Origin of the sequence: Undibacterium sp., from assembly GCF_030683615.1 — a bacterium.
Lineage (GTDB): Bacteria > Pseudomonadota > Gammaproteobacteria > Burkholderiales > Burkholderiaceae_D > Undibacterium > Undibacterium umbellatum.
This window is the reverse complement of sequence record NZ_JAUXQE010000038.1, coordinates 208,366-219,382: the sequence shown is the minus strand read 5'-3', so window position 1 is coordinate 219,382 and position 11,017 is coordinate 208,366. Positions and strand designations below refer to the sequence as shown.

Sequence of the window (11,017 nt, the reverse complement as noted above, 5' to 3'; positions counted from 1 at the left end):
AGACACTGCCTTAGTATTGTCTTATACTGTTTCTGCCTGGGCAAATTCCAGACTCAGCTTTTCCATCATGGCGATGAACACTTGCAAGTCTACCGTCCTTGCTCCGACTACTTTAGCCATGTCATCCCATTGACGTAAGCTCACAGCGTCTTCTGCATAATCCTGATCTATGAATTCAGTCGCTTGCGTCACTGAGAATGGGCCGCCCTGCCAGATCAGGCTGCGCTGTGATGCATGCGAAAGACCAGACCAGTACAGAGGATCTGCCGCACACAGGTAACGCTTGGCGTCAACATGCATGCGTATGGGTTCAGTGACATCCTTATCAAACAATTCAGCCAGCAGTAAGGCCGCCAACTCGCCATGCGGAAAAGTCTCATCGGTTTCATCATCTGCCATATGCGCCAGGTCATGCAGCAAGGCCGCGATCACCAGGGCATCGCTTGCACCCTCCTGCATAGCCAGGCTGGCACATTGCAGGGCATGCTCCAGTTGGGTGATGGCTTCGCCACCGTACAAACCGCCGGCCCGGTTTTGCAACCAGTCTATGACTTGCGGGAGAGTGATGCCCCGGACAAATTGACGGTTCTGTGTTTGCATATCAGGCATATCAGATAAAGACTTTTCTGAGACGAGAAGAAATAACATCGATCACGCTGACAGTCAGCACGATCATCAATAAAACTGCGCAAGTTTGCGCATACTGGAAAGCACGTATGACTTCCCATAAAATCACGCCTATGCCACCAGCACCGACCATGCCGACTACGGTCGCAGACCGCACATTCGATTCAAAGCGGTACAGGGCGAAGGATACCCACAGCGGCATGACTTGCGGCAAAACACCATAGACAATTTCTTCCAGCGCATGGGCACCAGTGGCACGTATGCCTTCTACCGGTTGCGGATCGATGGCTTCGACTGCTTCAGAAAACAGCTTGGACAAGATGCCTGTCGTGTGCACGAACAGGGCCAGTACACCAGCAAAAGGGCCGAGGCCAACAGCCACCACAAACAGCATGGCAAACACCATTTCATTGATGGCACGCGCTGCATCCATCAAACGACGCACGGGCTGGCAAACCCAGGCTGGCGCGATATTTGAGGAACTCAGTAAACCCAGGGGGATGGCACACACTACGGCCAGAGCCGTACCCCAGGCCGCAATCTGCAAAGTCACCAACAGCTCTTGCAAGTAGATGCGCCATTCATGAAAATCTGGCGGAAAAAAACTGGCGGCATAAGTCAGCATATTGCCGCTGTCGCGCAGCAATTCCAGCGGGCGCATATCGGCGCCCTGCCAGGACATGGCAAGGATGGCGAGGACTATGCCCCAGACCAGTAACTTGCCGGTATCACGCTTGGGTGCTTCCGGCAAACTCATGACGACTTGCGGGTGGGCTGTTGGTGTACTGTTCATGCTATCAAGACTTGGCGATGTCGTTCAGTTTACGATTGATGTCGTCAAGCTTGGCTTTCTTTTCCTCAGCGTTCAAGGCAACGTCTGCTTCTGTCTTGACTTTTTCCTTGAATAATTCAAGCTGGCGTATTGGTTTCAATTGGGCATTACTGGAATCCTGGAAACCACCCAAAGTCAGTTTGTTCAACTGCGCTTTTTCACGAGCTGCGTCTGGTCCATTTTTGCCATAGCTGATAAAGAAATCCTTGATCTTGTTTTTGAGATCGGCTGGCAAGTCTTTGCGCCATACCAAAGGGTCAGCGGCGATCAGAGGTGATTTCCAGATTTGACGCAATTGGCTGGCCGTTTCTGCCTGGCGTGCCTTGATACGGTCTAGTACGTCAGAACTATGGACTGCTGCATCTACCTGCTTGTTGGCCACGGCCAGGATATTGGTTTCATGATTGGCACCACGTACAGTCTTGAAAGCTGTCTTGGGATTCACATTGTTTTGCGCGAACACATAATAGCTGGGCACCAGGAAGCCAGAAGTGGAATTGGGGTCGCCTATGCCAAAATTAAGGTTCTTGGCATTTTTCAAGACATCTTCCACAGTTTGATACGGGCTGTCCTTATGCACGCTGATCATGCTGTAATAACCCAGAGTGCCATCGGCGTTCACGGTTTGTGCAAACACTTCAGAATTGGCACGATCGACAGCTTCGATCGCCGACTTATTACCTACCCAGGCAAACTGCACTTTATTGAAACGCATCCCTTCAATCACACCAGCATAGTCAGGAGCGAAGAAGGCATTGATCTTGATGCCCAGCTTTTTGCTCATGTCATCCAGCACTGGCTGCCAGTCTTGTTTCAGGTTTTGCGAAGACTCGGTAGAGATGATGCCGAAGTTCAAGGTCTTGACTGCATCCTCTGCCATGACGGCAGAAGCAGTTGCGGCCATCACCAGGCCCAGGGTAAGGCTGCGCACGAATTGACGAAACATGGAAATACTCCTGAAGGGTAAAAAGACTCAGGCGGCAGCCGCCAGAGTGGGTAAAGAGAGGGTATCAATGACAGGCGCTGTGTTGGCTGTACTGGCTGCATTTACTGGTGCGGGATTAAGCAGCTCTTCTGCCTCTGCACCATACAGCTCGCGCAACATGGGCACTGTCAGTTCGCTGGACGGGCCGTCATAGACGACTCGGCCGCGCGAGAGCGCCACCGTGCGTTGGCAAAAACGCAGGGCTACATCGACCTGGTGCAAGGAGACCACGACGGTGGTGCCATCCTGGCGATTCAGATCAGACAGGGTCTGCATGACGCGACGTGCGGATTCAGGGTCCAGCGAGGCTATAGGTTCGTCTGCGAGGATGACCTTGGCTTGCTGCACGATGGTGCGGGCAATTGCCGCCCGTTGTTGTTGCCCCCCAGACAAGGCTGATGCACGTTTATAAGCATGTTCCGCAATACCCACACGTGCCAGCGCAGCCAGGCCCAAAGCTTTTTCTTCTTTGGTAAAGAGGCGGAAACAACTGCGCCACAAAGGGATGCGTGCGATGCCACCTGTAAGAACATTGGTCAGCACAGGCAGGCGCCCGACCAGATTGAATTGCTGGAAGACAAAACCAATTTGCGAGCGCAGGTGACGTATCTGCTTGCCGACTACCCCATTGGCCTGCACAATCTGTTCACCGAGGCGGATATCATTCTTTTCGACATTGGCCGTAATCAAACCAGAGATATGACGCAACAAAGTCGACTTGCCAGAACCGGATGCACCGATGAGCGCGACCATTTCACCGGGCTTGAAAGTCAGCGCAATATTATCCAATGCCTGATAGCCACCTTTAAAGGTTTTGGAAATCCCGTTGATTTCTATCTTCATCGCATTTACCCCGCCTGGACAATTGAGCTAATCCACGGGAGTATTGGACAAAAATATGTCAGGCGTATGAAGGTTTGATTACAGCATGATGAAACGACGACAGGGCTTACGAAAAAATACCCCAGCTGCGTTGCAGCTCCAGTAGTTAGTAAAATTCGGTACTAAAGTACTGTCTTCGTCGCCGCGGTGTAGTTGGGGTTTCAGACAACATGTTGTCTGCCAACGAAACGAACCTCCCTTGCAAGGAAGGTTTCCTGAAGCATTAGCCTTGCTGGGACAATTTTTCGTAAGCCCTTAAAGAAAACAGCGGATTTGCCGTCAGACAAATCCGCTCTTTCAACTATTGAAATTGAGCAAGATATTCCTGATCAGGCTTTACGGCCATCCAGACTCCAGCCACCGCTGCCATGTATCAAGACATACAGCAGGCCACCTGCCATGGAGATATTCTTCATGAAATGTATCATCTGGTTTTGCGCCACATCTGCTGGCACGCCCCAGAAATTATGGAAGATGAAAGCCGCTGCCAACGTGAACAAGATCATTGCCGCTGCAGCCCAGCGTGCACGCCAACCTATAATGACCATGAGGCCGCCGCCTAGCTCCACTACGATAGCTGCTATCGCTCCCAAGGCTGGCAAAGGCAGGCCCTTGCTGGTGATATAACCTACGGTCTGTTCAAAGCCAGATATCTTGCTGGCGCCGGATGCCACGAAGATCAGGGCGATCAGTACGCGGGCGATGAAGGAACCGAAAACGGGTCCTATGGTTTCTGCTTGTTTCATTTTGTTTTCCTTAAATAGTTTTTTTTCGCTGGTAATGTCGTAGGTTGGGCCGGGCCTCGCTAGGCTACGATTTACCAGCCCAACACTGGGCGTTTAATAAACGTATACGTTGCTTCGAGGCCGAGTGTTGGGCTGATAAGGCGTAGCCCAACCTACATTTGATTTTTCGTTCTCTAAATATCTATAGCCCCGTGAGTGCTGAGTGAGCGTAGCGAGCGGCGCTAGTTTGAGTTAAGACGCGCAGTCGTACTTTAGTACGACGAGCATCGCAGGCTCAAAATCGCGTCGCGCAGTAGCTCAATCAGCGCTCACCAGTTTGCCTTCGCGAAAATCGCTTATCGCCTTGAATATCTCCGCCTGACTGTTCATCACAAACGGCCCATATTGCACTATGGTTTCACCCAAGGGCTGACCAGCAATCAACAACAACCTGCTATCGACTTTGGCATCAATCACAACACCATCTGCATCCGGCAATTTTTTCAATATCGCCATGCGTTGCACCGGCACTTCACGCTCAGCTATCTGCACTTCACCTTCATAGACATACACAAAAGCATTGAAACTGGCAGGCAGGCTGTGGCTAAAATTGCTACCGGCTGGCATGTGTATGTCCAGGTACAACGGCTGGGTCACTTCACGCTGTACGGCACCTGCCACGCCATGGCTGCGACCGGCAATGATGCGTACCTTGACACCGGCGGCTGTCAGCAATTCAGGGATGGTATCGCTCTGGATATCGCGGTACCAGGGCGCTGTCATCTTGTCTTTTGCTGGCAGATTCAACCAAAGCTGGAAGCCTGCCATGCGGCCTTCTTCCTGCTCCGGCATTTCTGAATGAATTACGCCACGACCGGCCGTCATCCACTGCACTCCGCCGTTTTGCAGCAAGCCTTCATTACCGGCACTGTCACGGTGACGCATACGGCCTGCCAACATATAGGTGATGGTTTCAAAACCACGGTGCGGATGGCTAGGGAAACCGGCGATGTAGTCACCTGCCTCGTCACTGCCGAATGCGTCCAGCATGAGGAAAGGGTCCAGCCGGTATTGCAGTGGCTGCGTCAATACCCGTGTCAACTTGACACCAGCACCATCCGAAGTAGGCTGCCCGGCGACCAGTTGTTCCACCACGCGTGAAGTTGTTACGTTTTCCGCTTGTTGAACTGCTGCATTGCTTGCAACTACATCTCTTGTTTCCATGATCCATCGTCCTTGTCAGTATTTGCCTGTTGATTAATTAAGCAGGCAGCAAATCATTAATTTGTTGGTGAGCCGACGCCAGCGCCGCTTTCTCGGCATCCGGGCCCATAGCCAGACCCTCTGCGTAGACAAACTCTACATCGGTCATACCCAGGAAACCGAAGAAGGTTTTCAGGTAAGGCATCTGTGTGTCATTTGGCGTATTACGGTACAGACCACCACGTGTCAGTACCACATAAACTTTCTTGCCAGTCAATAAACCTTCAGGGCCATTGGCGGTGTAACGGAAAGTCACCTGGGCGCGGGAAATCGCATCTATCCAGTTTTTCAATTGGGCAGAGATACCAAAGTTATACATGGGCGCGCCCAACACGACTACGTCTGCGGCCTGGATTTCTGCGATCAGGGCATCATCGAGGGCGACGCGGGCTTGCTGTTCTGCGGTGCGCTGCTCTGCCGGTGTGAACAGGGCTTGCAATGCTGTTTCATCAAGCATGGGGTGAGGATTGCTACCCAGGTCACGTACATTCACGGTCGCACCAGAAGATGTTTCCAGTAAAGCCTCAACCAGGCTATTCGCCAGTTGGGTGGAATGAGAAGCTTGAGCACGGGCGCTGGAGTTGATTTGCAGGATGTTCATTTTGTGTTCCTTTCAGATAAAGAGTTGATGGACGTACTTTAATCGTTCCAAAAACAATCCGGAAGACGTTAAAATGGATATCATTGTTCCAAATATAGGAAAATAGAATGGGGAAGCGATCATGACTTTGGAAGCCAATGACCTTTTGCTATTTGCCCGCGTGGTTGAAGAAGGCAGCTTTAGCAAGGCTGCAGAAAAGCTGGGGGTACCCAAATCAACCTTATCCCGTCGCATATCCGCACTTGAAGCCCAGCTAGGCGAACGTCTGATCTTGCGCACCACCCGCAAACTGACCGTGACTGACCTGGGACAGAGTGTCTTGCTCCATGCTCAACACGTGCAGGAAGAAGTAGATGCCACGCTGGCGCTCACTCAGCACAGGCAGGCAGAGCCGACCGGCAAATTGAAAGTGTCGATGCCCGGCGATTTCGCCACGCATGAAATGAGTGAGTTATTGTGCGATTTCATGAGCAAATATCCATCCGTCAACATTGAACTGGACCTGTCACCAAGGCGGGTGGACCTAATAGGAGAAAATTTTGATGTCGCCATCCGTGTGGGCGATTTGCCTGATGATGCCTCGCTGGCGGCTCGGGGACTGGTACGGTTTAGCATAGGCATGTATGCCGCACCCAGCTATCTGAAGTCACATGGCACGCCAGCAGAGCCAGAAGCCCTGATGGAACATGACTGCTTGCGCCTGACTGCACGCAATGGCGAGCTTACAATATGGCGCATGGAGAAAGATGGTGCCTTTTGGGAAGGTATCCCACCAGGTCGCACCAACGCCAATTCACCTGAGCTGCTGACCCGCCTGGCTGTGCGCGGCAAGGGCATCATCATGCTGTCTGACCACTTTGCCGATCACCATGTACGCAGTGGTGCCCTGGTACCTATACTGGAAGAATGGAAACTGCCGGATGTGAATGTCTGGGCAGTATTCCCTGGCCGCCGTCTGATGCCGGCACGTACTCGTGTATTTCTGGATGCCCTGCAGGCTGAATTTTCAGGTCCGCGCTGCTTGAAAATCCAGGATCAGATCAATGCCTGTAAGTCAGAACGACGAACCTTGAAGGCATTTTGAAGAACCCTGATTGTGATGTGATCAAGTCTCTGTACTGACCTTGTCCCAGTCATTTTCTTCTTCATACTGGCAAAGCCAGTTCACGGCCTGATGCCATTCGCGCACTGCATCTGCATTCAAATTACCCGGCGCATCACGGCCAGTGATATGTGCGTGACGAACAGCCCAGTGCAGGCGGTACAATAAGTCCGACCAATCCAGCACCTGCCCTTTGCGGCGCGGCTTCAGGGCTGCCTGCAAACGATCAGGTGCTTCCATCGCATGCGGGAACAATTTAAGGACTTGCTTGACGTTTGCGGCTTGCATAGGAACAGCCAGCTTGTCTGTCAAACCCGCTGCCCAGGCCAGGAAATACAGGGATTCCTGTCTTTGTACAAATTGCGTACGCAATTCTTCGGTGATTTCATCCGAAAACAGAAATGCCTGTTCCTGCACTGACAAACAAGCAGCCAAACCGTGCGTTTCCAGATACGAACGATAGCGTGCCACATCACCGCCAGCCGCTACTGAAGTCACCATCCACAAGGCCAGCATGCGCTGCATCAATTCTTCAGGCGTGCGCAGTTCCACTTCTTCATCGGACTCAATCACATGCAATTGCACATTGATGCGGATACCACGTTTATGCAATTCCAGTTCGGAAGCTTCTTTGCGTTGCTCTGGGCTCATTATTTCTTCAATATTGTTAATCAATTCACTCGCTGATAACGAGCAGACGGATTATCCCAGATTTTGCGCTGTTAAGGAGTTACAGAACAGCGCGACTCCATGCCTCTACAGGCATTAGAATGTCTAATTGTTACCTGTTTTTGCAAAGCTTATATGTCTGAAACCAAACCCTTCCCCGTACTACAGACACCAAACTATCAACTGCGCCGCATCGTCGCTACCGATATGCCCGCCGTTTTTCGCGGATTGTCCGACCCGCGCGTCACTGAATATTATGGCATCAGCTATGACACCCTGGCATCAAGCCAGGAGCAGATGGACTGGTATGAACAGGTCTGGCTGGACGGCACAGGCCTGTGGTGGGGTATTTGTAATAAAGAGGAACCTGAACAATTAATAGGCACTTGCGGCCTGCACGAATGGGAACAGGAACACCATTGCGCCGAAACCGGTTTCTGGCTTTCGCCCGTCCACTGGGGCAAGGCTGTTATACCGGAATGCATGAACGTCATCATTAATCACTGCTTTAAACACCTCGGCCTGCACCGCTTGCAAGCCATGGTAGAGCCAGAGAATATCGCCAGCTGGCGCTTGATAGAAAAACTAGGGTTCAGGCTAGAAGGTGTACTGCGTGAATGCGAATACAAGCATGGCCGCTATGTTGATCTTAAATGCTATTCCTTACTGGACAGGGAGTTTGGTTCATTACAGGATAGCCGCTGATTTGCAGGAACGACAGGCCAGGCTTTGTAGGGGGAGTACGCGGATGGCCTGCCGCTTGCAAAAAGCTAAGGGACAAAATCACGTGAATCGTTGGTGTTGCTTTTGGGTTTGACGTTGCTTTTGGGTTTGACGTTGCTGTTGGGTTTGACGTTGCTTTTGACTTTTCGCAGTTCCCATGTGTAGACGCCGTTTGTGCAGTACAGAAAATGGATAAGAAATGCCCGTGTCTGAGCGTAGCGAGTTTCGGGCATTTCCCATTTTTTGTACTGCACAAACGGGCACCCCGCAGGGGCGGCTACGCCTGGGTCGCCTTTCTTTGAATTCTTTCTTTGGCGACGCAAAGAAAGAATTTCGGCCGCCGGGCCGAGACCCGGCTTGTATCCACGAAGGGCAATCTCTTTATTAAAAACTCAAGTATGCAACGAGCACCACTGGGGCGCCAGCTCGGTAACCTCCAGCCTACGCTGGAGAGACTTAAATAAAGGACACGGTTATTTCATAACCAAATCAACCAGCCTTAGTTGCCCCCCTCAATTTCCCAACTATACCCGCTGGAAAAAAATAAATCGAGACCACAAACAATACCCCCAGCCACAACATCCATCTGTCCGGATGCAAAGCACTCGCCAGCAGCGGCACGTCAGCCAAAGACGACGAGGCCACCCCCATCAGACTCTTCAAATAATTCTGCGCCAGTATGAACAGGGTCGCACCAACTACCGCCCCATACATCGTCCCCATGCCACCTATCACCACGATCAACAAAATATCTGTCATGACTTCAAAACTCAGCATGGTCTTGGGCCCGACATAGCGCAGCCACAAGGCCATCAAGGCACCCGCCATGGCTGCAACCAGGGCCGCAATGCAATTCGCCAAGATGCGGTAATACACGGTGCGATAACCAAGTGCCTCGGCACGGAAATCATTTTCGCGTATTGCCTGCAAGACCCGGCCAAAAGGCGAATTGACGACCCGCAACAAGAACAGGAATAACAGGGCACTACCAATAAATACTATGTAATAGGTAATCACCTTGCCATCCACCACACGGCCAAATATCTCTGCCTCAAACAGGCGATAAGCAGGCGACAAGAGAGCCGGAACACTAAAAGTCTTGCCATCCTCGCCGCCGGTAAAATCCGACAATTGCGATGCCAGCACAGCAAAGGAAGACGCCACCGCCAGCGTGATCATGGCATAGAAAATTGCGCGCACACGCAAGGCAAAAAGACCAACGATCAGGGCCAGCACCAGTGTCACCAGCAATGCCGCCAGCAAACCCATAGCGGCCAGTCCCCAGGTTGGCGTGCCGCTGGCCAGAGCCAGACCTATACCGTATGCACCTATGCCAAAAAACATGGTGTGAGCAAAGGAGACGATGCCGGTATAGCCGAGCAACAAGTCATACGAAGCAACCAGCACGATATACACGCAGATGGTGGCAGCAGTGTTCAAAGGCCGGGCCCCGCTGGTGATAAAGGGCGCACAGGCCAGGCCAAAAAATATCGCCGCCAGGATCAGCGCCAGCCAGCGGTTACGTGGAAAATCATCCGACAGGATTTGTTTCATTGCATTCATGTCTTACCGCCTTACCACGGTGTACAAGCCAGTCGGGCGCCAGAGCAGCACGGCGATCATCAGCAAGATGTTGGACACCAGTGCCAGCTTGGGTGCCAGGAAACCGGCGTAATTGGCAACCAGTGCCATCAGCAGGGCACCGATAAAACAACCGCCGACAGAACCCAGACCACCAATGATAATGACGATGAACACCATGACCATGATGTCACCGCCCATGGCCGCGGTCAGGCTTTCCTTGTACAGCCCCCACATGACACCACCCAGGCCAGCCAATGCCGAACCGGCAGCAAACACCAGCACGAACAGGCGGCGTATGCGGTAGCCAAGTGCTTCCACCATTTCACCATTTTCTACACCGGCACGTATCAGCAAACCCAGCTTGCTGCGGTTCAGCACCAGGAACATGGCAACGAATACCAGCAAGCCAACCACGACTGCAATCAGGCGGTATTTCTCTATGGCGGCATCACCCAACAGGATGGAACCGCGCAAGCTGGTCGGCAGCGGTAGCGGGATTTGCTCTGCACCCCAGATGACATTGATCATCTGCTCGGCAACGATCATGCCGCCCATGGTGATGAGGATTTGTTTCAGATGCTGCCCGTAGACAGGCATGATGATGATGCGTTCGAACGCCCAGCCCAGCAAGCCGGTTGCCAGCATCGCCAGCAGGATAGCCAGGCCCAGTGCAGTCAAGTTCATCAATAGCGAATCCGCTTCCATCCAGCCATGCATGGGTAGCAAAACCAGGGTAGCGACGAAGGCACCGACGGACACAAAAGCACCGTGCCCAAAATTCAATACATCCATCAAACCAAAGATCAGGGTCAGCCCACTGGCCATGATAAAGATCATCATACCCATCGCCAGGCCAGCGATGGTCAGGGTGATCCAAGTGGGGAAGCTGCCCACCAGTGGCAACATCAACAAGGCCAGGGCCGGCACCAGGATCAGCGGCCAGATATCGCGGGGTGCTGTCGGCAGGCTGGCGACTTCTGGTTTGGTTGTCGTATCCAGAACAGTATCTGTCATTATTCTTCCT

Annotated in this window: 12 protein-coding genes; 2 read left to right on the top strand and 10 right to left on the bottom strand. The window is 52.3% G+C overall.

From position 1 onward, the window contains the following. Window positions 1-21: 21 nt before the first annotated feature. The 7 genes from Q8K39_RS22000 to Q8K39_RS21970 form a co-directional block, all read right to left on the bottom strand. Complete coding sequence (locus Q8K39_RS22000; protein ID WP_186954032.1) at window positions 22-600, bottom strand: HD domain-containing protein; 579 nt, start codon at window positions 598-600, stop codon at window positions 22-24. A 10-nt stretch (window positions 601-610) separates the two neighbouring features. Beyond that, on the bottom strand, window positions 611-1,420 hold the full coding sequence (gene phnE / locus Q8K39_RS21995) for a phosphonate ABC transporter, permease protein PhnE (RefSeq protein ID WP_370868665.1): 810 nt from the start codon (window positions 1,418-1,420) through the stop codon (window positions 611-613). 4 nt (window positions 1,421-1,424) lie between these two features. After that, the gene (gene phnD / locus Q8K39_RS21990) at window positions 1,425-2,405 is read right to left on the bottom strand and encodes a phosphonate ABC transporter substrate-binding protein (protein ID WP_305263327.1); all 981 of its coding nucleotides are present in this window, start codon (window positions 2,403-2,405) and stop codon (window positions 1,425-1,427) included. Between the two features lie 27 nt (window positions 2,406-2,432). Then, a complete protein-coding gene (gene phnC / locus Q8K39_RS21985; protein ID WP_305263326.1) occupies window positions 2,433-3,287 on the bottom strand; it encodes a phosphonate ABC transporter ATP-binding protein in 855 nt (284 codons plus the stop codon). A 368-nt stretch (window positions 3,288-3,655) separates the two neighbouring features. Beyond that, window positions 3,656-4,072 (bottom strand): DoxX family protein, encoded by a 417-nt coding sequence (locus tag Q8K39_RS21980; RefSeq protein ID WP_305263325.1) that lies wholly within the window; start codon window positions 4,070-4,072, stop codon window positions 3,656-3,658. A 297-nt stretch (window positions 4,073-4,369) separates the two neighbouring features. Then, the gene (locus Q8K39_RS21975) at window positions 4,370-5,275 is read right to left on the bottom strand and encodes a pirin family protein (RefSeq protein WP_305263324.1); all 906 of its coding nucleotides are present in this window, start codon (window positions 5,273-5,275) and stop codon (window positions 4,370-4,372) included. Window positions 5,276-5,312: 37 nt separating this feature from the next. Further along, window positions 5,313-5,915, bottom strand: coding sequence for an FMN-dependent NADH-azoreductase (locus tag Q8K39_RS21970; RefSeq protein WP_305263323.1), 603 nt, complete (start codon window positions 5,913-5,915; stop codon window positions 5,313-5,315). A gap of 121 nt (window positions 5,916-6,036) precedes the next feature. Between Q8K39_RS21970 and Q8K39_RS21965 the strand changes: the two genes are divergently transcribed. Further along, window positions 6,037-6,999, top strand: coding sequence for a LysR family transcriptional regulator (locus tag Q8K39_RS21965; protein ID WP_305263322.1), 963 nt, complete (start codon window positions 6,037-6,039; stop codon window positions 6,997-6,999). 21 nt (window positions 7,000-7,020) lie between these two features. Here the strand turns inward: Q8K39_RS21965 and Q8K39_RS21960 are convergent, their stop codons facing one another. Beyond that, window positions 7,021-7,668 carry a DUF4272 domain-containing protein gene (locus Q8K39_RS21960; RefSeq protein ID WP_305263321.1) on the bottom strand — a complete coding sequence of 216 codons (648 nt, stop codon included), beginning with the start codon at window positions 7,666-7,668 and terminating at the stop codon, window positions 7,021-7,023. A 153-nt stretch (window positions 7,669-7,821) separates the two neighbouring features. On the opposite strand from Q8K39_RS21960, the gene Q8K39_RS21955 reads away from it, so the two are divergent. Next, on the top strand, window positions 7,822-8,391 hold the full coding sequence (locus tag Q8K39_RS21955; protein ID WP_186954024.1) for a GNAT family N-acetyltransferase: 570 nt from the start codon (window positions 7,822-7,824) through the stop codon (window positions 8,389-8,391). A gap of 507 nt (window positions 8,392-8,898) precedes the next feature. On the opposite strand, the gene Q8K39_RS21950 is transcribed toward Q8K39_RS21955, so the two are convergent. Together Q8K39_RS21950 and Q8K39_RS21945 are read right to left on the bottom strand one after the other, a co-directional pair. Further along, window positions 8,899-9,963, bottom strand: coding sequence for a branched-chain amino acid ABC transporter permease (locus tag Q8K39_RS21950; RefSeq protein WP_305263350.1), 1,065 nt, complete (start codon window positions 9,961-9,963; stop codon window positions 8,899-8,901). Window positions 9,964-9,975: 12 nt separating this feature from the next. Then, a complete protein-coding gene (locus Q8K39_RS21945) occupies window positions 9,976-11,007 on the bottom strand; it encodes a branched-chain amino acid ABC transporter permease (protein WP_370868664.1) in 1,032 nt (343 codons plus the stop codon). Window positions 11,008-11,017 lie beyond the last annotated feature (10 nt).

Coding starts and splice junctions, on each gene's coding strand:
- Q8K39_RS21960 (WP_305263321.1), bottom strand. CDS start 7,668: ATGAGCCCAGAGCAACGCAAAGAAGCTTCCGAACTGGAATTGCATAAA.
- Q8K39_RS21975 (WP_305263324.1), bottom strand. CDS start 5,275: ATGGAAACAAGAGATGTAGTTGCAAGCAATGCAGCAGTTCAACAAGCG.
- phnD (WP_305263327.1), bottom strand. CDS start 2,405: ATGTTTCGTCAATTCGTGCGCAGCCTTACCCTGGGCCTGGTGATGGCC.
- phnC (WP_305263326.1), bottom strand. CDS start 3,287: ATGAAGATAGAAATCAACGGGATTTCCAAAACCTTTAAAGGTGGCTAT.
- Q8K39_RS21970 (WP_305263323.1), bottom strand. CDS start 5,915: ATGAACATCCTGCAAATCAACTCCAGCGCCCGTGCTCAAGCTTCTCAT.
- Q8K39_RS21950 (WP_305263350.1), bottom strand. CDS start 9,963: ATGAAACAAATCCTGTCGGATGATTTTCCACGTAACCGCTGGCTGGCG.
- Q8K39_RS21980 (WP_305263325.1), bottom strand. CDS start 4,072: ATGAAACAAGCAGAAACCATAGGACCCGTTTTCGGTTCCTTCATCGCC.
- Q8K39_RS22000 (WP_186954032.1), bottom strand. CDS start 600: ATGCAAACACAGAACCGTCAATTTGTCCGGGGCATCACTCTCCCGCAA.
- Q8K39_RS21945 (WP_370868664.1), bottom strand. CDS start 11,007: ATGACAGATACTGTTCTGGATACGACAACCAAACCAGAAGTCGCCAGC.
- Q8K39_RS21955 (WP_186954024.1), top strand. CDS start 7,822: ATGTCTGAAACCAAACCCTTCCCCGTACTACAGACACCAAACTATCAA.
- Q8K39_RS21965 (WP_305263322.1), top strand. CDS start 6,037: ATGACTTTGGAAGCCAATGACCTTTTGCTATTTGCCCGCGTGGTTGAA.
- phnE (WP_370868665.1), bottom strand. CDS start 1,420: ATGAACAGTACACCAACAGCCCACCCGCAAGTCGTCATGAGTTTGCCG.